General features: G+C 71.9%; 23 protein-coding genes and 1 pseudogene. 17 read left to right on the plus strand and 7 right to left on the minus strand.

Going from position 1 to position 23,860, the window contains the following annotated elements:
- Positions 1–578 precede the first annotated feature (578 nt).
- Together OHB49_RS33560 and mycP are read left to right on the plus strand one after the other, a co-directional pair.
- Positions 579–1,478, plus strand: coding sequence for a hypothetical protein (locus OHB49_RS33560; protein WP_443079681.1), 900 nt, complete (start codon positions 579–581; stop codon positions 1,476–1,478).
- Entirely contained in the window at positions 1,475–2,683 is a 1,209-nt protein-coding gene (mycP, locus tag OHB49_RS33565) for a type VII secretion-associated serine protease mycosin (protein ID WP_329164694.1), read from the plus strand. Before OHB49_RS33560 ends, mycP begins: the two co-directional genes overlap by 4 nt.
- A gap of 43 nt (positions 2,684–2,726) precedes the next feature.
- Here the strand turns inward: mycP and OHB49_RS33570 are convergent, their stop codons facing one another.
- Positions 2,727–3,656, minus strand: coding sequence for a serine hydrolase (locus tag OHB49_RS33570; protein ID WP_329164695.1), 930 nt, complete (start codon positions 3,654–3,656; stop codon positions 2,727–2,729).
- 87 nt (positions 3,657–3,743) lie between these two features.
- Between OHB49_RS33570 and OHB49_RS33575 the strand changes: the two genes are divergently transcribed.
- Positions 3,744–4,472: an SseB family protein gene (locus tag OHB49_RS33575; RefSeq protein WP_329164696.1), complete on the plus strand. Its 729-nt coding sequence runs from the start codon at positions 3,744–3,746 to the stop codon at positions 4,470–4,472.
- Positions 4,473–4,563: 91 nt separating this feature from the next.
- On the opposite strand, the gene OHB49_RS33580 is transcribed toward OHB49_RS33575, so the two are convergent.
- Positions 4,564–4,926 carry a DUF1844 domain-containing protein gene (locus OHB49_RS33580; protein WP_030968584.1) on the minus strand — a complete coding sequence of 121 codons (363 nt, stop codon included), beginning with the start codon at positions 4,924–4,926 and terminating at the stop codon, positions 4,564–4,566.
- 306 nt (positions 4,927–5,232) lie between these two features.
- Between OHB49_RS33580 and infC the strand changes: the two genes are divergently transcribed.
- The 9 genes from infC to OHB49_RS33625 all read left to right on the plus strand — a co-directional run bounded on the left by infC (position 5,233) and on the right by OHB49_RS33625 (position 15,344).
- Positions 5,233–5,982, plus strand: coding sequence for a translation initiation factor IF-3 (gene infC, locus OHB49_RS33585; protein WP_313936408.1), 750 nt, complete (start codon positions 5,233–5,235; stop codon positions 5,980–5,982).
- 120 nt (positions 5,983–6,102) lie between these two features.
- Positions 6,103–6,297: a 50S ribosomal protein L35 gene (gene rpmI, locus OHB49_RS33590; protein ID WP_030918579.1), complete on the plus strand. Its 195-nt coding sequence runs from the start codon at positions 6,103–6,105 to the stop codon at positions 6,295–6,297.
- 106 nt (positions 6,298–6,403) lie between these two features.
- On the plus strand, positions 6,404–6,787 hold the full coding sequence (gene rplT, locus OHB49_RS33595) for a 50S ribosomal protein L20 (protein WP_003970214.1): 384 nt from the start codon (positions 6,404–6,406) through the stop codon (positions 6,785–6,787).
- Between the two features lie 132 nt (positions 6,788–6,919).
- Positions 6,920–7,762 (plus strand): TrmH family RNA methyltransferase, encoded by an 843-nt coding sequence (locus OHB49_RS33600; protein ID WP_326744005.1) that lies wholly within the window; start codon positions 6,920–6,922, stop codon positions 7,760–7,762.
- Positions 7,763–7,918: 156 nt separating this feature from the next.
- Positions 7,919–9,043, plus strand: coding sequence for an ATP-binding protein (locus OHB49_RS33605; protein WP_443079588.1), 1,125 nt, complete (start codon positions 7,919–7,921; stop codon positions 9,041–9,043).
- Between the two features lie 199 nt (positions 9,044–9,242).
- Positions 9,243–10,382 (plus strand): phenylalanine--tRNA ligase subunit alpha, encoded by a 1,140-nt coding sequence (gene pheS / locus OHB49_RS33610; protein ID WP_329164699.1) that lies wholly within the window; start codon positions 9,243–9,245, stop codon positions 10,380–10,382.
- Positions 10,382–12,892: a phenylalanine--tRNA ligase subunit beta gene (pheT, locus tag OHB49_RS33615; RefSeq protein ID WP_329164701.1), complete on the plus strand. Its 2,511-nt coding sequence runs from the start codon at positions 10,382–10,384 to the stop codon at positions 12,890–12,892. The genes pheS and pheT overlap by 1 nt, the downstream gene beginning before the upstream one ends.
- Positions 12,893–13,407: 515 nt before the next feature.
- Complete coding sequence (locus OHB49_RS33620; protein ID WP_329164703.1) at positions 13,408–14,748, plus strand: transcriptional regulator; 1,341 nt, start codon at positions 13,408–13,410, stop codon at positions 14,746–14,748.
- Positions 14,749–14,813: 65 nt separating this feature from the next.
- Positions 14,814–15,344 (plus strand): NUDIX hydrolase, encoded by a 531-nt coding sequence (locus tag OHB49_RS33625; RefSeq protein ID WP_030968591.1) that lies wholly within the window; start codon positions 14,814–14,816, stop codon positions 15,342–15,344.
- A gap of 101 nt (positions 15,345–15,445) precedes the next feature.
- Here the strand turns inward: OHB49_RS33625 and OHB49_RS33630 are convergent, their stop codons facing one another.
- A complete protein-coding gene (locus OHB49_RS33630) occupies positions 15,446–16,306 on the minus strand; it encodes a 3-hydroxybutyryl-CoA dehydrogenase (RefSeq protein WP_329164705.1) in 861 nt (286 codons plus the stop codon).
- A 189-nt stretch (positions 16,307–16,495) separates the two neighbouring features.
- On the opposite strand from OHB49_RS33630, the gene OHB49_RS33635 reads away from it, so the two are divergent.
- Positions 16,496–17,791, plus strand: coding sequence for a glycoside hydrolase family 10 protein (locus tag OHB49_RS33635; protein ID WP_443079682.1), 1,296 nt, complete (start codon positions 16,496–16,498; stop codon positions 17,789–17,791).
- Positions 17,792–17,859: 68 nt separating this feature from the next.
- On the opposite strand, the gene OHB49_RS33640 is transcribed toward OHB49_RS33635, so the two are convergent.
- Positions 17,860–18,072: a DUF1918 domain-containing protein gene (locus OHB49_RS33640; protein ID WP_030968594.1), complete on the minus strand. Its 213-nt coding sequence runs from the start codon at positions 18,070–18,072 to the stop codon at positions 17,860–17,862.
- A gap of 74 nt (positions 18,073–18,146) precedes the next feature.
- Positions 18,147–18,811 (minus strand): annotated as a pseudogene (locus OHB49_RS33645) (EamA family transporter).
- Here OHB49_RS33645 and OHB49_RS33650 point away from each other — a divergent pair.
- From OHB49_RS33650 to OHB49_RS33665, 4 genes are all read left to right on the plus strand, one after another.
- Complete coding sequence (locus OHB49_RS33650; RefSeq protein ID WP_329164707.1) at positions 18,810–20,291, plus strand: aminotransferase-like domain-containing protein; 1,482 nt, start codon at positions 18,810–18,812, stop codon at positions 20,289–20,291. The pseudogene OHB49_RS33645 and the gene OHB49_RS33650 overlap by 2 nt on opposite strands.
- A complete protein-coding gene (locus tag OHB49_RS33655) occupies positions 20,284–20,730 on the plus strand; it encodes a GNAT family N-acetyltransferase (RefSeq protein ID WP_030968597.1) in 447 nt (148 codons plus the stop codon). Before OHB49_RS33650 ends, OHB49_RS33655 begins: the two co-directional genes overlap by 8 nt.
- 49 nt (positions 20,731–20,779) lie before the next feature.
- Positions 20,780–21,355, plus strand: coding sequence for a histidine phosphatase family protein (locus tag OHB49_RS33660; RefSeq protein WP_329164709.1), 576 nt, complete (start codon positions 20,780–20,782; stop codon positions 21,353–21,355).
- A 114-nt stretch (positions 21,356–21,469) separates the two neighbouring features.
- Positions 21,470–22,621 (plus strand): serine hydrolase domain-containing protein, encoded by a 1,152-nt coding sequence (locus OHB49_RS33665; RefSeq protein WP_329164710.1) that lies wholly within the window; start codon positions 21,470–21,472, stop codon positions 22,619–22,621.
- Between the two features lie 140 nt (positions 22,622–22,761).
- On the opposite strand, the gene OHB49_RS33670 is transcribed toward OHB49_RS33665, so the two are convergent.
- Together OHB49_RS33670 and OHB49_RS33675 are read right to left on the minus strand one after the other, a co-directional pair.
- Entirely contained in the window at positions 22,762–22,953 is a 192-nt protein-coding gene (locus tag OHB49_RS33670) for a hypothetical protein (protein WP_030968600.1), read from the minus strand.
- 49 nt (positions 22,954–23,002) lie between these two features.
- A complete protein-coding gene (locus OHB49_RS33675; protein ID WP_329164712.1) occupies positions 23,003–23,746 on the minus strand; it encodes a Clp protease N-terminal domain-containing protein in 744 nt (247 codons plus the stop codon).
- Positions 23,747–23,860: the final 114 nt, after the last annotated feature.

The raw sequence follows: 23,860 nt of genomic DNA on the forward strand, positions 1-23,860 counted from the left end.
TCCCAGGGGCGCGACGCCCGACTCCCGCCGGGCCCGTCGCAGCCCGTAGAGTAACGGGACGCGGTGACCAACAGGCCTGCCTGTGAAGGTGATCCGCGAGCGGTACGGAACGTGGACCAGGGGGGCGGATGAGTACCGAGGCGCAGCGCGCTCCCGTGCCGCCCCGTCCGACGGCGCCACCACGCCCGGCCGCACCACCGGACGCCCACGGGAACCCGGGGCGTACGACCGGGGCGGCGCCCCCGCCCCCGGCCCAGCCGCCGCAGCCGGCGGCTCCGGCCCGCCAGGGAACGGCCCCGGCCGACCAGGCTCCGGATGCGTCGGCGTTCGGCGCGCCCACGCCCGCACCTGAGCGCACCGCACCCGCCGTTCCCGCGCAGGACGCGCCGACGCGCGAACCGCATGCCGCTGCCGCATCCCCGACCTCCCCGGCCACGCACCCGTCGGAGCCGGAGCCGGTGGAGACGACCACTCGGCTCCGCGTCGTGCCCGCGGCCGCTGCCGCACCGGCCCCCACCACCCCGTCCCGCCTCGGCACGACGCCGCCCCCGCCGACCCGGCGACGGCCCGTGGGGGCGGTGGATCTCACCCCGCGTCCCGGCGCGACCCCGCCGCGCCCCGGCGGCTACTTCCCGCCCGCGCAGACGCACTCCCACGCCCTGCCGTACCCCAGGCCCGAGACGCCCGCAGAGACCACCACCCGGCTGCGTCCGGTCCGTACCCGCCGCCCCGCACGGACCGCCGCCGCGGCGGCCTGTGTGGTGCTCGGGCTCGGACTGATCGGCGGAGCGGTCACCGGCAGCTGGCTCATCAGCGACTCCTCGGCCGACGCCGGTGCACGCGACCCCTACGCCACCGGGCGCACCGTCTGGCACAACGTCCCCGTGGACACCCTGTTCCCCCGCACCCTCAAAGGGGACGGCGCGGGGCCCGGCGGCGCGGACCGGGTCTGGACCCGGATCGCCGTCGCCCCGGACAGCGGCTGCACGACCGCCCTGGACCCGCTGCTGCTCAAGACGATCCGCCCGGTCGGCTGCGAGCGGCTGCTGCGCGCCACCTACGTGGACGCCACCTCCAGCAGTGTCACCACGGTCGGCATGATCTTCACCCAGGGCTCCACCGACGCCATGCGAGCGCTGAGCACCAGATTCTCCGATCAGCACCTCGACGCGCGCACCGACCTGATGCCCCGTACGTACGCGGTCAAGGACACGGCCGCGGCCGGATTCGGCGACCGGCAGCGCGCCAGCTGGACCGTCCATGTGCTGACCGAGGTGCCGGTCGTCGTGTTCGCCGTCTCCGGGTTCGCGGACGGACGTACGGTCGGCGATCCGCAGCCGGTCGCGAAGGCGATCGCCGCGGACGCGACCACGGCCGCCGCCCAGGCCGGCCTCGGCCATGAGGCCAAGGGCATCGCCGACCGGATCGAGCGCGGGCTGCGCCGGACCGTCACCGACGTCTCGGAGCAGCCGCGATGAACAGCCGCCGCCACCGCCGCGCCGTCGGCGCGCTCTGCGCCGCCACCGCGTTCACGCTGCTCCCCGCCGTCCCCGCCCGCGCGGACACCATCCGGCCGCAGCAATGGGGGCTGCAGGCGCTCCACACCGACCGGGCCTGGCAGACGACCAAGGGCAAGGGCATCACCGTCGCCGTCGTCGACACCGGGGTCGACGACAGCCTCCCCGACCTGGCGGGCCAGGTACTGCCCGGCAAGGACCTGATCGGCTTCGGCGCCGGGCGCGGCGACCGTTCGTGGGCCCGGCACGGCACCGCGATGGCCGGAATCATCGCGGGCCGCGGCCACGGCGTCGGCCGCGCCGACGGAGTGCTCGGCATCGCCCCCGAGGCGAAGATCCTCCCGGTCCGGGTGATCCTCGAAGCCTCCGACCCGTCCCGTGACAAGGCCCGCGAGTCCCGCGGTACGGCCCTGGCCGACGGCATCCGCTGGGCCGCCGACCACGGCGCCGACGTCATCAACCTCTCCCTGGGCGACGACAGCGCGTCCGCGCACCCCGAGGGCGGCGAGGACGCCGCCATCCAGTACGCGCTGAAGAAGGGCGCCGTCGTCGTCGCGTCGGCGGGCAACGGAGGCGAGAAGGGCGACCACATCTCGTACCCCGCCGCCTACCCCGGCGTGATCGCGGTCGCCGCCGTCGACCGGTACGGCACCCACGCGGCCTTCTCCACCCGCCACTGGTACGCCACCGTCAGCGCTCCCGGCGTCGACATAGTGGTCCCGGCCCCCGACCGTCACTACTACATCGAGTGGGGCACATCGGCCGCCTCCGCGTTCGTGTCCGGCGCGGTCGCGCTGGTCCGGGCCGCCCATCCGGGACTCACGCCCGCCCAGGTGAAGACGCTCCTGACGGACACGGCCCGCAGCTCCCCGGAGGGTGGCCGCGACGACTCCCGGGGCTACGGCATCGTCGACCCGGCCGCCGCGATCAAGGCGGGCGGCAAGCTGCGCAAGGCCGGTCTGCGGGCAGAGGCGGAGTCGGCCGGCTCCGCCGACTCCGCAAAGGCCGGCTACCGCAAGCGGTACTTCGGCCCCGGCCCCACCGCGCAGCACCGGGACGACGGCCCATCAGGCTGGCTCGCCCCGGCCGCGGGCGGCCTGGGAGCCGTACTGCTGGCACTGGCCGTGCTGCTGTGGCGCGACAGGAGAACCTCCGCACGCCGCTGAAGCCGTGGCGGCGATCCGGTCGTCCGGCCGCGAGGCCCGTACGTCATCGGTCCGCCCCGTCGAGCACCCCGATCGCCGCCTTCGCGACCGACTCCACCCGCTCGATCCCCGTCGCCATCGTCTGCTGCCCGGCGGATAGCACCGCCACCAGGTACGTGTGCCCGTTGCTCTTCACCTGCCCGATGCTGTTGATGTCCCAGAGGCCGGTGGCGCTCCGCGGCATCCACCCGTTCTTCAGCGCCCAGTCGCTGCCCGCCGCGGACACCCCCCAGTGCTGATCGGCCGCCACGTTCCGCATCAGCCCCTGCAGATAGGCGCGGGAGTCCTCGGTCAGCTTCGAGTGCGTACCGAACACCGTCTTCAGCAGCATCAGCTGATCCGCCGCCGTGGTCCTGGTCAGCCCCCACGCAGCCGCAGCGGTCGTGCCGACCAGGCCGAACCGGGCGTTGGCCGTGTCGAGCCCGGCCGTCCCGCCGATCGTCCGCAGCAGCGTGGTGGCGGCGGCGTTGTCGCTGTTCTCGATCATGGTGACGGAGCGGCTGCGTTCGTACGCGGTGAGCTCCCGCCCCTGGTCCTGGGCCCGGAGCAGCAGCGCCGCGAGGATGTCGACCTTGACGATGCTCGCGGTGGCGTACGTCCCGTTCCCGTACACCGCACCGGCCCCGACCGCGGCGTCCAGCACCGCGACCGACACGCTGGAGTCGCCGGCCAGCGGCGCCACCGCCTCGGCCAGCTCCGCGTCCAGATCCACCTCGGGCTCCTCGCTCGTCACCACCGGAGCCGGCGGGCCCGGAGCCGGTGAGTCCGCGGCCGACGACACGGAGGCGACGGGGCCGGGTCCCGGATCCGACCACCGGCCCACCAGATACATCCCGCCCGCAACGGAACCGGCCAGCAGGAACACGGTGGCCACGGACGCGGACAGTACGGACGTACGCATCTTCGTACTTGTCTTCGGTATCGGCAGGGTCATGGAACCGGACGCTAGGAAGGGCACCTGGCAACGGGCTGTGGTCCACCTGAGGGCATCGTGAGAAACCGCACCGACTACGCTCACCCTGTGGCGCAGAAGAACATTCCGGACTCCGGTTACTCCGACGACGATGGCACGGCCGACCCCGTACTGACCGCGGCACTCGCCGCCTGGGCCGGGGACCGTACGGCCATCGGCCCAGTCCTCGAGGCGCTCAAGGGCGCCCGCCTCCTGGTCCCCGTCGTAGCCGTCCTCGGGGAAGTGGAGGAGGACGAAACCGGGCTGCGCCGGGAGAAGACCAGTGACATGGCCGTGCCCACGCTCCAGGCCGGGGACCGTCGCGCCCTGCCCGCCTTCACCTCGACCGACTCGCTGGCGCTCTGGGACCCGCAGGCCCGCCCCGTCGCCGTACCCCTGCACCAGGCGCTGCAGGCCGCCGCGCACGAGAAGGCGGACACGGTGGTGCTCGACCTCGCAGGTCCCGTCGCGTTCGAGCTGACCGGCTCCGCACTGCTCGCGCTCGCCGAGGGCCGCACCAGCGCCGACCCGCTGGACGACCCGGCGGTCACCTCCGCGGTACGCGAGGCGGTCGCCGCCGAGCCCGCGGTGATCCGCGCCCATCTCGTCCCGGGCCGGGACGGCGGCACCCTCGCCCTGGTCCTGGCGCCCGACGCGGCCCCTGCCGACGCGGCCCGCCGGGTTGCGGAGTCCCTGGCTGCCGACGAGGTGCTGCGCGCCCGGCTGGTGCGGGGCCTGGACCTGGCGCTGCTTCCGGCCGACGCGATCACTCCCGGTGAGCCGCTCTTCGCACGCTGATCACCCGACCGGCCCGCGAACGGCGTGAGCCCCCCGCCCGGACGGGCAGGGGGCTCACGGTCGTCGAAGGAGGGAAAAGGGCGGGGCGGGCTCAGCCGAAGACGGGGCCGGTGTACTTCTCGCCGGGGCCCTGGCCCGGCTCGTCCGGAACGAGCGACGCCTCGCGGAACGCCAGCTGCAGCGACTTCAGACCGTCCCGCAGCGGCGCCGCGTGGAACGAGCTGATCTCGGTGGTGCTCGCGTCCAGCAGGCCGGCCAGCGCGTGCACCAGCTTGCGGGCCTCGTCGAGGTCCTTGTGCTTGTCGCCGTCCTCGGTCAGACCGAGCTTCACGGCGGCGGCGCTCATCAGATTGACGGCGACCGTCACGATCACCTCGACCGCGGGGACCTCCGCGATGTCGCGGGCCATGTCGTCGAAGCCGGGGGTTTCACTGCTGGGGGTCGCGTCACTCATGAGCCATACGATAGGCCCACGCCTGCCTGCCCCCGTCCGCGGGAGCTGCGCGAGCGGTGCACGGGTCGCACCACCCCGGGGGAGCTGCTAACCTTGTGTAACGACCGGCTGGGCATCTATGTGCCCGGCCCACAAGTGGAGGCTCCGATCTCCCACCTGACCATCCTTCGGGACGGCAGGTCACCGGTCAGGTGGCGCCCATCGTTCCGTACGGACGATGGAGCCGCCCGATGCGCCCCGCGGTTGACCGCGGCGGTGTTCCGGTTTTCCAGGAGCCCCGCCTGTGTCCCGTCCGGGGCATTTTTGATGTGCTGGTGCGGTTGGTCTCAGGAAAACAGACGTTACGTGGCTGTCCGCCAGGCGGCCGCGTGGTGCTACCGAGGAGGATCCATCAGCGCCGAGCCCCGCATCAACGACCGGATTCGCGTTCCCGAGGTGCGACTTGTCGGTCCCAGCGGCGAGCAGGTCGGGATTGTTCCGCTTGCCAAGGCCCTGGAACTCGCACAGGAGTACGACCTCGACCTGGTCGAGGTGGCGGCGACCGCCCGTCCGCCCGTGTGCAAGCTCATGGACTACGGGAAGTTCAAGTACGAGTCGGCCATGAAGGCCCGTGAGGCGCGCAAGAACCAGGCGCACACGGTCATCAAGGAGATGAAGCTCCGGCCGAAGATCGACCCGCACGACTATGACACCAAGAAGGGTCACGTCGTCCGGTTCCTCAAGCAGGGCGACAAGGTCAAGATCACGATCATGTTCCGTGGTCGTGAGCAGTCCCGTCCTGAGCTGGGCTTCCGACTGCTTCAGCGTCTCGCTTCGGACGTCGAGGAACTCGGCTTCATCGAGTCGAATCCGAAGCAGGACGGCCGGAACATGATCATGGTTCTGGGCCCGCACAAGAAGAAGACCGAAGCCATGGCCGAGGCCCGCGAGGCTCAGGCCGCCCGCAAGGCGGAGCGTCAGGGTTACACGCCCGACGCCGAGGCTGCGGAAGAGGCTGCCGAGGCTCCGGCCGAAGCGCAGCCCGAGGCTTCGACCGATACACCTTCCGAGGCGTGACCTCAGGGGGCGCCATCCAGGCGGCCCCGGGTCCCCCCGGAATTCCCACCAAGATCTGACGCCCCTGCTGTCCGGTGCCCGCACCGCGAGGGGCGCCACTGACGAGGAGAGAACGGCGCGATGCCGAAGAACAAGACGCACAGCGGTGCCAGCAAGCGCTTCAAGATCACCGGCTCCGGCAAGGTGCTCCGCGAGAAGGCCGGCAAGCGCCACCTGCTCGAGCACAAGTCGTCCAAGAAGACTCGCTCGCTGACCGGCACGGTCGTCGTGGCTCCGGCCGACGCCAAGAAGATCAAGAAGCTTCTCGGCAAGTGAGGCCAGGCCCCCGGTGAGTCCGGGGGCACGACCTCTGTCACACCGGGACCAATTCGTTTCCGGGCCGTGTGAGTCCAACCACGGCCCCGCTACAAGGAGTTAACAAGTGGCACGCGTCAAGCGGGCAGTCAACGCCCACAAGAAGCGCCGGGCAATCCTCGAGGCCGCCAGCGGTTACCGCGGTCAGCGCTCGCGCCTGTACCGCAAGGCCAAGGAGCAGGTCACCCACTCCCTGGTCTACAACTACAACGACCGCAAGAAGCGCAAGGGCGACTTCCGTCAGCTGTGGATTCAGCGCATCAACGCCGCTGCCCGCCAGAACGGCATGACGTACAACCGCCTCATCCAGGGTCTGAAGGCCGCCAACATCGAGGTGGACCGCAAGATCCTGGCCGAGCTCGCGGTCAACGACGCCAACGCGTTCGCCGCCCTCGTCGAGGTTGCCCAGAAGGCCCTCCCGAGCGACGTCAACGCCCCGAAGGCCGCCTGATCCAGGGCACACTTCTTGGCTTTGAGCCGGACCCGCAGGCGCTCGTCGCCTGCGGGTCCGGTGCGTTGCACGAGGTGTTCCGCACCTCCGCCCGATCCGTACCTCCGCACGCAGAGAGGCCCGCCGCCGACCATGGGCACCCCCGAACTGATCTCCCCGCGATCGCCGCGTGTCGCCGCCGCCCGGCGCCTTGCCAGGCGCAACTTCCGCGGCAAGGAGCGACGGTTCATCGCCGAGGGGCCGCAGGCCGTGCGCGAGGCCGCCGAGCACCGCGGCAGCGACGGTGAGCCGACGCTGCTGGAGCTCTTCGCCACCGTCGAGGCGGCCGAGCGGTACGCCGGCATCGTCGACGCCGCCCACGCGGCCGGCGCCCGGGTGCACCTCGCCGACGGCGACACGCTCGCCGAGATGTCGCAGACCGTCACACCGCAGGGCCTGATCGGTGTCTGCCGCTTCCTCGACTCGCCGTTCGAGTCCATCCTCGCCGCGAAGCCCACCCTGGTCGCCGTCCTCGCCCATGTACGCGACCCCGGGAACGCCGGCACGGTGCTGCGCTGTGCCGACGCCGCCGGTGCCGACGCCGTCGTGCTCACGGACGCCTCCGTGGACCTGTACAACCCCAAGTCCGTGCGTGCGTCCGTCGGTTCGCTATTCCATCTGCCGGTCGCCGTCGGTGTACCGGTCGAGCAGGCGGTGCAGGGGCTGCGGGACGCGGGCGTACGGATCCTCGCCGCCGACGGCGCGGGCGACGACGACCTCGACGACGAGCTCGACGCGGGCACCATGGGTGGGCCGACCGCCTGGGTCTTCGGCAACGAGGCCTGGGGCCTGCCGGAGGAGACCCGGGCGCTCGCCGACGCCGTCGTACGGGTGCCGATCCACGGCAAGGCGGAGAGCCTCAACCTCGCCACCGCCGCGGCCGTCTGTCTGTACGCCTCGGCGCGCGCCCAACGCCCCCGCCGCACCACCGGCTGAGCGTCCCGCGCCCCCAGGCCCGTATCCGGCCGTCCGGCGCATCACAGCGGTGCGCTGCCGCAGGGTGTCGCTCCGTGACCGACGACTAGTAGGGTGACGGACTCGGGGCCCACTGCACCGGTTCGAGAGGTGGGGTACGGGAATATGGCAGTCGGCATGAGCAGGCCGCGCGAGTCGCACATCGGCCGCGCGGACAGCATCGCGACCGTCACAACGGTCGCGGACGCGGACGGAGCCATCGACCCCGACGACCTCCCCGACGGTCTCGTCATCGCCGACGAGACGGGCCGGGTCATCTGCTTCAACTCCGCCGCCGCCCGGATCACCGCCGTCCCCCGGGCCGCCGCTCTCGGCCGCCCGCTGGAACACGCACTGCCGCTGGAGGACCTGAAGGGCCGCCGCTGGTGGGCGCTGACCGACCCGTACGGCGGCCTCGCCACCCGGGTCGGACAGCCCGAGCGGAATCTGCTGCTTCCCGGCGGCCGTGAGGTGCTGGTCTCCGCCCGGTACGTACGCGAGCGCCCCACCGGGCCCGTACGCCGGCTGGTGATCAGCCTGCGCGGCACCGAGGCCCGCCGCCGCACCGAGCGCAGCCACGCCGAACTGATCGCGACCGTCGCCCATGAGCTGCGCTCCCCGCTGACCTCGGTCAAGGGCTTCACCGCGACCCTGCTCGCCAAGTGGGAGCGGTTCACCGACGACCAGAAGCGGCTGATGCTGGAGACCGTCGACGCCGATGCCAACCGCGTCACCCGGCTCATCGCCGAACTGCTCGACATCTCCCGGATCGACTCGGGGCGCCTGGAACTGCGCCGCCAGCCGGTCGACCTCTCCGCCGCCGTCGAGCGGCACATCCAGGCCCTCACCGCGACCGGTCTGGCCCCCGACCGGTTCCTCGTCCGCACCCGGCAGCCGCTGCCCGCCGTCTGGGCCGACCCGGACAAGGTCGACCAGGTGCTGGGGAACCTGCTGGAAAACGCGGTGCGCCACGGCGAGGGAACCGTCACCATTGAGGTCGCACCCGCACCCGTGACCAGCGACGAGAAGGGAACGGCCGTCACCGTGAGCGACGAAGGCCCCGGCATCCCCGAGGAGTCGATGGGCCGTGTCTTCACCCGCTTCTGGCGCGGGAGCAAGCGGGGCGGGACGGGACTGGGCCTCTACATCGTCAAGGGCATCGTGGAGGCGCACGGCGGCACGATCACGGTCGGCCGAGGGCCCGGCGGCGGTGCCGAGTTCCGATTTATTCTGCCCGTGGGGGCGCCGGCCTACCTGAAATAGGCGAGCTTGCGCAGCAATCAGGCAGGGTGGCGGTGGGCGACGGGAGGGCCTGAGCAGCCCGCGGGCCTCTTCGACCCCTCGCGGCCTTTAGACTCGACCTTTGGCACCTTTGTGTCCTCCAGTCGTCGAGCGGGGCCACGGGGGTCCGGGGGTATCCCCCGGTAAGAGCAGTATCAGCCAATCGGAAGCACGGGAAGAGATGTCGGCACCGAACAAGTCGTACGACCCAGTCGAGGTCGAGGCACTGAAACCGGAAGCGATCGAGCGCATGCGGGACGAGGCGTTCGCTGCCTTCGCCGCCGCGGGCGACCTCGACGCGCTCGCCCAGGCGAAGACCGCGCACACCGGCGGTACCTCGCCCCTGTCGCTCGCCAACCGGGAGATCGGCGCCCTGCCGCCGCAGGCCAAGGCCGAGGCGGGTAAGCGCGTGGGCCAGGCCCGCGGCGCCGTGAGCAAGGCCCTCGCCGCCCGTCAGGCGGAGCTGGAGGCCGAGCGGGACGCCCGTGTGCTGGTCGAGGAGGCGGTGGACGTCACGCTGCCGTACGACCGCACTCCGGCCGGCGCCCGCCACCCGCTGACGACCATCATGGAGCGCGTCGCGGACGTCTTCGTGGCCATGGGCTACGAGGTCGCCGAGGGCCCCGAGGTCGAGGCGGAGTGGTTCAACTTCGACGCCCTGAACTTCGTGCCCGACCACCCGGCCCGGCAGATGCAGGACACCTTCTTCGTCCAGGGCACCACGCCCGAGGGGAAGCCGACCGCGGGCGACGAGTCCGGCGTCGTGCTGCGCACGCACACCTCGCCGGTCCAGGCCCGCACCCTGCTCGACCGCGAGCCGCCCGTCTACGTCGTCTGCCCGGGCCGGGTCTACCGGACCGACGAGCTCGACGCGACACACACGCCGGTCTTCCACCAGATCGAGCTGCTCGCCGTCGACGAGGGCCTCACCATGGCCGACCTCAAGGGCACCCTCGACCACATGGTCCAGGCGCTCTTCGGCCCGGACATGAAGACCCGGCTGCGGCCGAACTTCTTCCCGTTCACCGAGCCGTCCGCCGAGATGGACATGGTCTGCTACGTCTGCCGCGGCGAGTCCGTCGGCAACCCGGACCGCCCCTGCCGCACCTGCGGCAGCGAGGGCTGGATCGAGCTCGGCGGCTGCGGCATGGTCAACCCCAAGGTGCTCATCGCCTGCGGTGTCGACCCCCAGAAGTACAGCGGATTCGCCTTCGGGTTCGGCATCGAGCGGATGCTGATGTTCCGCCACAACGTGGAAGACATGCGAGACATGGTCGAGGGTGACGTCCGGTTCACCCGGCCGTTCGGGATGGAGATCTGATGCGCGTCCCGCTTTCCTGGCTGCGGGAGTACGTCGACCTGCCGGCGACGGCGACCGGCCGTGACGTACAGGCCAAGCTCGTCGCCGTCGGTCTCGAGGTCGAGACCGTCGAGCAGATCGGCGCCGGCCTCAAGGGCCCCCTGGTCGTCGGACAGGTACTGACCATCGAGGAGCTGGAGGGCTTCAAGAAGCCCATCCGCTTCTGCACCGTCGACGTCGGCTCCGCCAACGGCACCGGTGAGCCGCAGGAGATCGTCTGCGGAGCCCGCAACTTCGCCGTCGGCGACAAGGTCGTCGTGGTCCTCCCGGGCGCCGTGCTGCCCGGCGACTTCGCGATCGCCGCGCGCAAGACGTACGGCAGGACCTCGCACGGCATGATCTGCTCCACCGACGAGCTCGGCATGGGCGACGACGGTACGCACGGCATCATCGTGCTGCCGCCGGAGCACGAGGTCGGCACCGATGCGATCGAGCTGCTCGAGCTCGTCGACGAGGTCCTCGACATCGCCGTCACGCCCGACCGCGGCTACTGCCTCTCCATGCGTGGCGTGGCCCGCGAGACCGCCATCGCGTACGGGCTGCCGCTGCGCGACCCGGCGCTCCTCGACGTTCCCGCGCCGAACGCGTTCGGTTACCCGGTGAAGATCGCCGACCCGATCGGCTGCGACAGGTTCACCGCGCGCACCGTCGTCGGCCTGGAGCCCGAGGCGCGTTCCCCGATCTGGCTGCAGCGCAGGCTGCAGAAGGCCGGGATGCGCCCGATCTCGCTCGCCGTCGACATCACCAACTATGTGATGCTGGAGCTCGGCCAGCCGCTGCACGCCTACGACCGCACCCGCATCGACGGGCCGATCGGGGTGCGCCGCGCCCAGCAGGGCGAGAAGCTCACCACGCTCGACGGGACGGTCCGCGTCCTCGACGCCGAGGACCTGGTCATCACCGACGACCGCGGCCCGATCGGCCTCGCGGGCGTCATGGGCGGCGCCAACACGGAGATCGCCGACGTCAAGAACGGTGAGAACACCACCGAGGTCGTCATCGAGGCCGCGCACTTCGACGCGATCTCGATCGCCCGGACCGCGCGCCGCCACAAGCTGTCCTCCGAGGCGTCCAAGCGCTTCGAGCGCGGCGTCGACCCGCAGGCCGCGGCCGCTGCCGCGCAGCGCACCGTCGACCTGCTGGTGCTGCTCGCCGGCGGCACCGCCGAGGCCGGTGTCACCGAGGTCACCGCCCCGTCCGCGCCCCGCACCATCGCGATGCCCGCGGACCACCCCGACCGGGTGGCCGGTGTCGCGTACGGCCGCGAGACCGTGGTACGCCGCCTCCAGCAGGTCGGCTGCGACGTCTACGGGCAGGACGAGCTCCTCGTCACTGTGCCGTCCTGGCGGCCCGACCTGAGCGAGCCGAACGACCTCGCCGAAGAGGTCATCCGGCTCGAGGGGTACGAGAACCTTCCGTCCACCCTGCCGACGCCGCCGTCCGGCCGTGGGCTCACCGACCGCCAGCGGCTGCACCGCAGGTTCGGCCGGGCGCTGGCCGGAGCCGGCTATGTCGAGGCCCTGAACTACCCGTTCATCGGCGACGCCGTGCTCGACCAGCTCGGACTCGACGCCGACGACGCCCGCCGTCGTACGGTCAAGCTCGTCAACCCGCTCTCCGACGAGGAGCCGGCGCTGCGCACCACGCTGCTGCCGGGCCTGCTCGGCGCACTGCGGCGCAACGACGGCCGCGGCAGCCACGACCTCGCGCTCTTCGAGACCGGTCTGGTCTTCAGGCCGACCGGCGACGAGACGCAGACCGAACGGCTGACCGTCGACCGCCGTCCCACCGACGACGAGATCGCCGGCCTGAATGCCGCACTGCCGCGTCAGCCGCGCCGCGCCGCGGTCGTCCTCGCGGGCGCCCGCGAGCAGGCCGGCTGGTGGGGCAAGGGCCGCCCGGCCGACTGGGCGGACTCCATCGAGGCCGCCCGCACGATCGCCCGTGAGGCCGGCGTCGAGCTGACCGTCCGCAGCGACCAGCACGCTCCGTGGCACCCCGGCCGCTGCGCCGCGCTGTTCGTGACGGTGGGCGGCGAGGAGACGCTCGTCGGACACGCCGGTGAGCTGCACCCGCGTGTCATCAAGGAGCTCCACCTGCCGGAGCGGACCTGCGCCATGGAGATCGAGCTCGACCTCCTGGAGCAGGCCGTCCACGGTGCGCTCCAGGCGCCGCGGATCTCCACCTTCCCGGTGGCGACCCAGGACGTCGCGCTGATCGTCGCGCAGGACGTGCCCGCCACGACGGTGGAGGATGCGCTGCGGGCCGGCGCCGGTCAACTCCTCGAATCGCTGCGGCTGTTCGACGTCTTCACCGGCGAACAGATCGGCGAGGGCAAGAAGTCGCTGGCGTACGCGCTGCGGTTCCGGGCCCCGGACCGCACGCTGACCGTCGACGAGGCCACGGCCGCCCGCGACGCGGCGGTCGCCCTGGCCGCCGAGCGGACCGGTGCGGTACTGCGCGGAGCGTAGTAGGCCCACGGCGACCGTCCGGCGGGTGCGCGTGCCTTCCCGGGCGCGATCTCACCTGCTGCCTCGACGGCATGGGAGGGATCCCTCGACGGGCTTGAAGGCAAGTGGTGAGGAGGGGGCGTATCCGGTGGACGGATACGCCCCCTCCTCCTGTGCTCGCCGAACGGCGGGGGACCGCACGCGGGCCCCGTCCCGGCCCGGGGGAACCCGGTTCCGGTACGGCCCCGCAGCCACCCTCCGATCAGTGGGCAGTGGGTCGTGCGATCCTGCGCCGCCCGCGCTGCCACGGAGTGTCGGGCAGGTCGGCAGGGCGAACGGCGCGGGTGCGGGTCGTCGACTGTACGAGGGGGAGCAGACGACCCGGCCGCCTCTTGCGAGGCGACTGATTCAACCGATCGGCGACCAGGCGCAACAGAGTGCGCAGCGGGACGGTTCGGGCATTCCGTTCACACCCCGTGTGAAACGTGCTCCACTGGGGCGACACGCCTCAAGGCGTATCCGGCGGAGGAGGGGCAATGGAGCCCAACATTCTGCTCGAGGCCCTGATCGACGAGGCGGGCGTCTCCCGGGCGGGCCTCGCCGCGCACGTCAATCGGGCCGGGCGTGCCCGAGGGCTGTCCCTGCGGTACGAACACACCGCCGTGGCACGCTGGTTGAAGGGCCAGCGCCCGCGCGGTCAGGTGCCCGACCTGATCTGTGAGGTGCTCGGCGACCGGCTGCACCGGCCGGTTTCGCTCGCCGACATCGGGATGGCGTGCCCCGGCGGCAGTGCACCCGTGCCGGCCTCCACGCTCACCGGGTTCGTCGAGCGGGCCACCGCGCTGTGGCGGTCCGACGAACAGCAGCGCCCGCACGTCCTCGCCTCGGCGGCCGTCACCGGTACGACGGCGGTGATGCCGGTCTGGGAGTGGGAGAACCCGCCGGAGGACGCCGATGTCTCCCGTGCCGGTACGACACGTGTCTCCCCGGCCGACATAGCGATGCTGCGTGCGGCCCGTTCCCACTACGAACTGATGTACCGCAGGGCAGGTGGCATCGCGACCCGTTCCCGCATTGTCGGTTTCCTCAACGCCGAGACCGCCCCGCTGCTGCGCGGCGGCTACAGCGATGCGCTGGGCCGCCAGCTGCACCGGGCGACCGGCGGGCTGGTGGCCGTCGCGGGCATCTGCGCCTACGACTCCGACGCGCACGGTCTTGCCCAGCGCTACTTCCACCAGGCGCTGCGGCTGGCCAAGGCGAGCGGGGACCGGGGGCTCGGCGGGTATGTGATCGCTCTGCTCGTCAACCAGTCGCTGTTCCTGGCGGAGTACCGGCAGTCCGTCGCGTTCGCGGAGGCGGCGCTGCGGGCCGCCGGCCGGGACATCACACCCGCGCTGGCCGCCGATCTGTACGCGATGCAGGCCAAGGCGTACGCCCATCTCGGCGACGGCCACAGTGCCCTGGAGCGCATCCGGCGCGCCGAGTCGGAGGCCGGACGCATCCGTCCCGGGCACGAGCCCGACGAGACGGGGTACGTCGAGCCGGGCCTGGTCAATGTGCAGGTGGCCGAGGCGCTGCTCCGCCTCGGCGATCTGCCGGGGGCGCGGGAGCACGCCGCCGCGGCGGTACGGACGCCGGCGCACGACCGGGGCCGCGTACACCGGCTGGCCATACTGACGCACATCGAGCTGCGGCAGGGGGAGGCGGACCGAGCGGCCGGCACGGCGGCCGAAATGGCGGAACGGGTCCGGGGGATGGAGTCGCAGCGGCTGCGGGACCGGCTGCGCGCGGTGCGCCAGGATCTGATCGCGAGTCGCTGCGCCGACGCGGAGCGGGCCGCCGAACTCATCGAAGGCGCGTTGCGCGTACCGCTCTGAACGTTCCCCTCCGGCGCTGCTCCTGCTGCGATGTTGCCACCAACATGTCGGAAGGTGGCAGAACTGTGCAGTGGACGAATCTGAACGAACAAACCGTGTATGAAAACCGCTGGTTCCGGGTCAATCTGGCGGACGTCGCACTCCCCGACGGCCGACACCTCGACCACTACCTCGTGCGGCTGCGCCCCGTCGCGGCGGCAACCGTCGTCAACGAGGCCAATGAGGTACTCCTGCTGTGGCGGCACCGGTTCATCACCGACAGCTGGGGGTGGGAACTGGCCGCGGGCGTCGTCGAGGACGGCGAGGACATCGCCGCCGCGGCCGCCCGGGAGATGGAGGAGGAGACCGGCTGGCGCCCCGGCCCGCTGCGGCCGCTGCTGACCGTGGAGCCGTCGAACGGCCTCACCGACGCCCGGCACCACCTCTACTGGGCCGAGGAGGCCAGCTGGACCGGGCATCCGCAGGACGACTTCGAGTCGTCGCGGCGCGAGTGGATTCCGCTCAAGCTGGTGCCCGACATGATCGCCCGGGGCGAGGTCCCGGCCGCCAACATGGTGGCCGGGCTGATGATGCTCCATCACTTACGGCTGGGGTGAGCCCGGACCACCGCCCGGACGGGACCCGGGCTCCGTGACAGCCACGCACGCGGGGCCGGCCGGGGCGTCCCCGGCCGGCCCCGTGCGGCCCCGATCAGCGGTCAGGAGTACGGGTAGAAGCCCGAGCCCGTCTTGCGGCCGAGCCGGCCCGCGTCCACCATCCGCTGGAGCAGCGGGGGAGCGGCGTACAGCGGCTCCTTGAACTCGGCGTACATCGAGTCGGCGACCGAGGCCACGGTGTCCAGACCGATCAGGTCGGAGAGCTTCAGCGGGCCCATCGGGTGGGCGCAGCCGAGCTCCATGCCGTTGTCGATGTCCTCGCGGCTGGCGATCCCCGACTCGAACATCCGGATCGCGGAGAGCAGATACGGGATCAGCAGCGCGTTGACGACGAAGCCGGAGCGGTCCTGGGCGCGGATCGGGTGCTTGTCGAGCACGTCCTGCACCAGGGCCTCGGCGCGCGTGACCGTCTCGTCGGACGTGGTCAGCGCGGGGATCAGCTCGACGAGCTTCTGCACCGGGGCCGGGTTGAAGAAGTGGATGCCGATGACCTGGTCCGGGCGGGAGGTCGCGACGGCCAGCTTCACCAGCGGGATCGACGAGGTGTTGGAGGCCAAGATCGCGTCCCGCCGGGTCACCACCTGGTCGAGCACCTGGAAGATCTCGGTCTTGACCTGCTCGTTCTCCACGACGGCCTCGATGACGAGATCGCGGTCCGCGAACTCGCCGAGGTCGGTGGTGAAGCTGAGGCGACCGAGTGTCTCGTCGCGCTCCACCTCCGTGATCTTGCCGCGTTCGGCGGCCTTGGAGAGGGAGTTGTGGAGCCGGGTGCGACCGATCTCCAGCGCCTCGCCGGTGGTCTCGGCCACCTTGACCTCGAGGCCGCTGCGGGCGCACACCTCCGCGATGCCTGCGCCCATCTGGCCACAGCCCACCACTCCGACGCGTGCAATGTCGGCCATAGAGTCCGTCACCTCGTGCCTTTCGCTGATCTCCGTTCGGCGGACACCCGTCTGATTCCGGGCCCTGCCTCGACCCCCCGACGTTACTCCGCGACCTATGGACCATGACGGGCCGGGGCGGGCATGCTCAGCGTTACGCCCGATACCAGGGTGATGGATGAGGACACAGAGACGGCAGGTGGCAACGGAATGCGGCAAATCGCCCGAAGGGGCTTTGTGGCGGGTGCGGCCGGAGTGGTCGCGGGGGTAGTTGCAGGAACCGCGGGGGCGGGTGAGGCCGTCGCCGTGACGCAGACTGTTCCAAAGGCCCGGACAGGTGCGTCGTCCGAGCAGCAGGCCCGCTCCCACTCCGTCGCCCGGCGTGAGCTGCGCGGCATGTGGGTCGCCACCGTCGCCAACATCGACTGGCCGTCCGCGCCCGGCCTGACAGCGGCGGAGCAGCAGGCCGAGCTGATCGACTACCTCGACGAGGCGGTCGACCGGCGGCTGAACGCCGTGATCCTCCAGGTCCGCCCGACCGCCGACGCGTTCTGGCCGTCGCCCTACGAGCCGTGGGCCCAGTACCTCACCGGGGTCCAGGGTCAGGACCCCGGCTGGGACCCGCTGGGCACGGCCGTCCGCGAGGCGCACCGGCGCGGCCTCGAACTGCACGCCTGGTTCAACCCGTACCGGGTCGCCAACCACACCGACCCGTCCCGGCTGATCCCCACCCACCCCGCACGTCTGCACCCGGACTGGGTCCTGCCGTACGGCGGGAAGCTCTACTACAACCCCGGACTGCCCGAGGTCCGCCGCTTCGTCCAGGACGCCATGCTCGACGCGGTCCGCCGCTACGACATCGACGCCGTCCACTGGGACGACTACTTCTACCCGTACCCGGTCGCCGGACAGGTCTTCGACGACGACGCCACGTACGCGAAGTACGGCGCGGACTTCCCGGACAAGGCCGCCTGGCGCCGCGACAACACCGACAAGCTGGTGCGTGAGACCGCCGAGCGGATCAAGAAGATCAAGAAGAACGTCCAGTTCGGGATCAGCCCGTTCGGAGTCTGGCGCAACGCCGCGACCGACCCGCTCGGCTCGGACACCAAGGCAGGTGTGCAGACCTACGACGATCTGCACGCGGACACCCGCGGCTGGGTCAAGAAGGGCTGGATCGACTACATCTGCCCGCAGATCTACTGGAACATCGGCTTCGCCGCCGCCGACTACGCCAAGCTGCTGCCCTGGTGGGACGAGGTCGTACGGGGCACGGGTGTCGATCTCTTCGTCGGGGAGGCGCTCTACAAGGCCGGTGACCCGGCCCAGCCGGCCGCCTGGCAGGACCCGGCCGAACTCTCCCGTCATCTGGACTTCGCCGCCGCCTACGACCAGGTGCGCGGCCATGTCTACTTCTCAGGGAAGGACGTCGTGACCGACCGGATCGGCACGATGGCGCAGGTGGTCGCCGACCACTATCGACACAGGGTGCGCCCTCCTCGCTGACCCGAGGGGGCCGGAGGGGAGCGCACCTGGCTGTGGTGGTGCGGTCGGGGATGGTCCGCCCGGGGGCCCTACAGGGTCTCCGGGCCCCGGTGCCGGACCACGGTGTGCTGAACGACGGTGTCAGGACCTGGCGAAACCAGGTGTTCGTGGCCGTCGTCGGCGCGGACGCGGTACGGGGGAGCGCCCCCGTCACCGAGCACTTCGACGATCTCTGCGACCCTGTCGTGCTGTCCCACGGTCCTGCCGTGCGTCAGCAGCCGGTCGCCCGGGTGTGCCTCCATCGGGAGTGACCTCCTCACGGGTGGCGGTCCTTGTCGACAAGTCTATGACCGGATGCCCTTGCGCACCGGGCGGACTACCGCCGAGCCCCCGACCGCTGGGTTGCCGCGATACAGACGAGCACGGCCACCGCCGCTACCGGCGCGGCCGCCGAGACCTCCTCACCGAGCAGCAGGAACGACCACACCAGAGTCAGCAGCGGCTGCGCGAGCTGAAGCTGACTGGCCCGCGGAACGCCGATCTCCGCCATGCCCCGGTACCAGATGTACAGGCCGACGAAGGTCGAACCCACCGCGACCCACACCAGGCCGATGATCCCGTGCGCGGTCAGCCGCACCGGCTCGAGGGGGAGCGCGACCGCCGCGCCCGCCACCATCAGCGGAGCCGCGAGGACCAGCGCCCAGCCGATCACCTGCCACCCCGGCATCACCCCCGCCAGCCTGCCGCCCTCCGCGTACCCCGCCGCGCACACCAGCAGACGACCGCGAGCCCGCTCCAGTGGCGGCGGTCCGGTATCGGGACCCGTCCCGCGAGCAGCATCCCGCCCGCGATCAGCGCGGCCAGCAGGCTGCGCAGGATCACCAGCGACCAGGGGCCGAAGCTCTCCAGCCCCCAGACGGTGGACGGAAACGTCAGCGAGAAGGCGACCACGCCGAGTCCGGCGAGAAGACTGCCGGTCCTGCCCGTCGGCGGGGCGACCGCTATCGGCGTGGATCGGGTAGCGCTATCCTTTGCTCTCATGCAGGAGCGTAGCAGCGTCGCCGAACTGACCAGTTCCCTACGGGCTGAGCTGAACCGCTACTCACCAGGTGGGAAGCTGCCGTCGAGTCGGGCTCTCGTGGAGCGATTCCGGGTCAGCCCCGTGACCGTCTCCCGGGCCATCGCGCAGCTCGCTGCCGAGGGGCTCGTCGTCACCCGCCCCGGCTCCGGCGCCTTCCGGGCGCAGCCCCGTACCGACGTGTCCCCGCCCGGCGACACCTCCTGGCAGGAGATCTCCCTCAGTGGCGACGGCGGCCCCGAGGTCGTGCCGCGAACCGTCGACGCGTCCGGTGTCCTGATCACACTCGTCGCACCGCCGCCCGGCGTCATCGAACTGAACGGCGGCTACCTCCACCCCTCGCTCCAGCCCGAACGGGCCCTCGCCGCCGCCCTCGCCCGGGCCGGCCGCCGCCCCGGCGCCTGGGGCCGCCCGCCCACCGACGGTCTCACCGAACTGCGCGCCTGGTTCGCCCGCGAGATCGGGCCCTCGCTCACCGCCGCCGACGTGCTGATCACCGCGGGCGGCCAGAGCGCCCTGGCCACCGCCCTGCGCGCCCTTGCCCCGCCCGGCGCCCCCGTCCTCGTCGAATCGCCCACCTACCCGGGCATGCTGGCGGCCGCCCGCGCCACCGGACTGCGGCCGGTCCCGGTGCCGGTCGACGCCGACGGGGTGCGACCCGAACTGCTCGCCGCAGCCTTCCGGGCCACCGGCGCGCGCGTTTTCGTATGTCAGCCGCTCTTCCAGAACCCGACCGGTGCGGTCCTCGCCCCGGCCCGGCGCGGCGAAGTCGTCCGGATCGCCCGCGAGGCGGGGGCCTTCGTCGTCGAGGACGACTTCGCCCGCCGGCTCGTCCACGACGACGCGGGCCCGTTGCCGGCGCCGCTTGCCGCCGACGACCCCGACGGCGTCGTCGTGTACGTCTGCTCCCTCACCAAGGTCACCGCACCCAGCCTGCGGGTGGGTGCGCTGGCCGCCCGCGGACCGGTACGGGAACGGCTGCGTGCCCTCCAGGTCGTCGACAACTTCTTCGTCCCCCGCCCGCTCCAGGAAGCCACCCTGGAACTGGTCGGCTCCCCGGCCTGGGGTCACCATCTGCGGTCCGTATCGACGGAGCTGAAGAACCGGCGGACCGTCATGACGGCCGCGCTGAGGCTGGAACTGCCCGACTTCTCGCTCCCGCACATCCCCGCGGGCGGCGGCAGTCTCTGGCTGCGGCTGCCGGACGCGGCGACGAGCGCGGACGAAGCGGCGTTCGTCTCGGCCGCACTGCGCGCGGGCGTCGCGATCGCGCCGGGCCGCCCCTACTACTGCGCCGAACCTCCGTCCGCCCAGGTGCGGTTGAGCTTTGCGGCCGTCGCCGGAGCGGGCGAGATCACCGAGGGAGTGCGCCGACTGCGCTCCGCCTGCGACAAACTCTTCGCCGCCTCCGGCCCGCACCATCTATCCTCCGGGCATGACTGACAGCCCCCAGCAGCGTTACGAGATCTCGTCCGATCCGGCCCGGCTGGACCCGGCCCGGATCCATCACTGGCTCTCCACCGACGCCTACTGGGCCCTGGGCCGTACCCGCGAGAAGCAGGACCTGGCGATCGCCGGCTCGCTCAACTTCGGTGCGTACGACACCATTTCGGGGGAACAGGTCGGCTACGCCCGGGTGGTGACGGATCACGCCACCTTCGCCTGGCTCTGTGACGTGTACGTCGACCGGCCGGCCCGCGGTCACGGTCTCGGCACCCGGCTCGCCGCCGCCGTGCGCGACCACCTCGCCCCGACCGGCCTCCGCAGGCTCACGCTCGCCACCGACGACGCCCACGGGGTCTACGAGAAGGTCGGCTTCAAGCCGTTGGGGAGCCCCGAGAAGTGGATGCATCTCCGGCTCGACGCCGTCGGATCCGTCTGACCAGGCGCCCCCTTGACCTGGGCGGGCGTTCCGCTCCACGATCTGCGCCATGAGTGTTCGAGTCTCGCTCGTCGCCGCGGCGCGCAGCTCCTCACTGCTCGCCGAGCGCTTCGACGACGACCGGCCGCTCGACCAGGCCGGCTGGCACGAGGTGCAGCTCGCCGCGCAGGCCCTGGTGCCCCTGGGTGCCGCCGAACTGCGCTACTGCTCGCCGACGGCACGCAGCCGCGCCACCGGGGAGGCGCTCGGTTACGCCCCGATGGCCCAACCGGCTCTGCGCGACTGCGACATGGGCCGCTGGCGCGGCTTGACCCTCTCCGATGTGGCGGCCCGCGAACCGGCCGCGGTGGACGCCTGGCTCGCCGACCCGCGCTCGGCGCCGCACGGCGGTGAACCCCTGCTCGCGTTCATCTCGCGGATAGGGGGCTGGCTGGACACCCGCCCCGCCTGCGAGGGTTCGATCGTCGCCGTCGCGGAGCCGGCCGTCGTCCGGGCAGCCCTCGTCTACGCGCTGGGGGTGCCGCCCTCGACGTACTGGAACGTGGACGTCCGACCGCTCTCCATCATCACGCTCATCGGCGGGCCGGGCCGCTGGTGCCTGCGGCTCGAAGCGGGACCCCGCTGATCCGGTGAACCGTTCCGCCGTGGGAGTTCCCGACATCTTCCCGCCGGTCCGACCAGTCGGTATGTTGCCCATCGACCCTGCACCACCAGGCATGTCCAGGCGAGGGAGGCCACCGTGCCGCAGATCCACGGCCACTGCGACGACCGATTCTCAGGTGTACGCGCCGCATTCGAAGCGAATTTCCGGGAGCGCGACGAACTCGGCGCGGCCGTCACGGTCCTGGTCGACGGGGAACCCGTGGCCGACCTCTGGGGCGGCTGGGCCGACGAGGCCCGGACCCGCCCCTGGGAGCGGGAAACCCTGGTCAACGTCTGGTCCACCAGCAAGGGCCCGACCGCGCTCTGCGCCCACATCCTCGCGGACCGGGGGCTGCTCGACTTCGACGCCCCCGTCGCCACGTACTGGCCGGAATTCGCCGCGGCCGGCAAGGAAGCCGTTCTCGTACGCCATCTGCTCTCGCACCGCTCGGGTGTGGCCGGGCTGCGCGAGCCGCACAGCCTGGACGACCTGTACGACTGGGAGGTGACCACCACCCGGCTGGCGGCGACCGAGCCCTGGTGGGAACCCGGAACCCGATCGGGATACCACGCGCTCTCGTACGGCTTCCTGGTCGGCGAGGTCATCCGCCGGATCACCGGACTGCTGCCGGGCGAGTTCCTCCGGCAGGAGGTCACCGGACCGCTCGGTATCGACTTCACCATCGGCCTTCCGGAGAAGGAGGCGGACCGCGTCGCGGAGCTCGTCGTGCCGAAGTCCGCCGCGGGCGAGCAGGCGGCGCTGTTCGCCCGGATGGCGCCGGTGGCCGTCGCTTCGCTGCTCAACCCGCCGACCGGCGCGCCCGCAGCCAATACGCCCGAGTGGCGGGCCGCCGAGATCCCCGCGGCCAACGGCCACGGCACCGCCCGCGCCGTCGCCGCGCTCTACGGGATCTTCGCCGGCCGGGGCCGGCTCGGCGACCGGCGGATCCTCTCCGAGGCGGCCGCCGAGCGAGCCCGCGAGGGTCAGGGCAGCTGCCGGGACCTGGTGCTCGGCATCGGCTTCGACCACGACACGGAGATCGCCCTCGGCCTGTGGCTGAGCGGCCCACAGGCCTCGTACGGCCCCAATCCGCGCGCTTTCGGTCATGACGGCGCGGGCGGCTCCTGCGGCCTCGCCGACCCGGAGGCGGGCGTCGCCCTGGGGTACGTCATGAACCGGATGGGCCCGCACATCGCAGACGACCCGCGCAAGATGGCGCTGATCGAGGCGGTGTACGAGGCGCTCTGACGTGTCGGCCGGGCCGGTTCCCCGGCCCGGCCGCGAGGCCGCTTCACAGGTGCCGGGCGCTCGGCCCCCGGCGTCGGCCACGAGAAGACGTGTGCCGCGGCGGGCTCGTGCGTGTGTCCGTATGTGATGCGGGGTGGGGTTCAGGCGAGCTGGGTGGGCTCGTCCCGCAGTCCGGCCCCGGTCTGCTCCCGGATCTCCCGGTCGTCCGCGTGACCGTGCACCGACACGGCCAGATCGCTCGTGGCGCGGACCACTTCCTCCGGCTCACCGGAGAGGGCAGGGGTGCATTTCGTCTCGCTGGGATACTCCCGGCAGTCGGTGACCTTCCGCATGAGGCACCTCCTTGCTCCCTTCCACTCTATTGCGGCCGTTCGCGCCGGGTCAGTCCTCCTGGCGTGCGCCGGCGGCGGCGAGCGTGACGGCCTCGGCGATGCCGGTCTCCGCGGTCGCCTTGTCGATGCCCAGCCCGCTCAGCACGCCAGAGCCGTCCTCGTGCTCCAGCAGGGCGAGCAGGATGTGCTCCGTGCCCACGTAGTTGTGGCCCAGCCGCAGGGCCTCCCGGAACGTCAGCTCGAGCACCTTGCGGGCCCCGGCGTCGTACGGGATGAGCTCCGGGAGCTCGTCCGCCGCGGGTGGCAGCGCCTCGGTCGCGGCCTGGCGGACGGAGTCCAGGGCGATGCCCTGCGCCTTGATGAATGCCGCGGCGAGCCCCTCCGGCTCGCTGAGCAGTCCGAGCGCCAGATGTTCGGGCAGGATCTCGTCGTTGTCTGCGGCGCGGGCCTCGTTCTGTGCGGCCATCACGACGTTCCGCGCCCGCGGGGTGAACCGGCTGAACCCCTGACCGGGGTCGAGGTCCGACGGTTCGCCGGGAGCCTTGGCGACGAAGCGCTTCTGGGCCGCCTGCCGGGTGACGCCCATGCTCTTGCCGATCTCCGTCCAGGAGGCCCCGGAGCGCCGGGCCTGGTCGACGAAGTGGCCGATCAGATGGTCGGCCACGTCACCGAGGTGGTCCGCGGCGATGACCGCGTCCGAGAGCTGCTCGAGAGCGTCGGAGTGGACATTCTTGATGGCCTCGATCAGGTCGTCGAGCCGAACCGGGTTCGTCATGCGTACGGGTTTCGTCATGTGTCAACCGTAGGTTGACGGTCATGCAGTGTCAATCATCGGTTGACACTGCATGGAAGACGGAAGGTGTGCGCAGACACGCAGAGCGCGCCGGACCGGCAGGTGGCCGGCCCG

It is taken from the genome of Streptomyces sp. NBC_01717 (assembly GCF_036248255.1).
Taxonomy (GTDB): Bacteria; Actinomycetota; Actinomycetes; order Streptomycetales; family Streptomycetaceae; genus Streptomyces.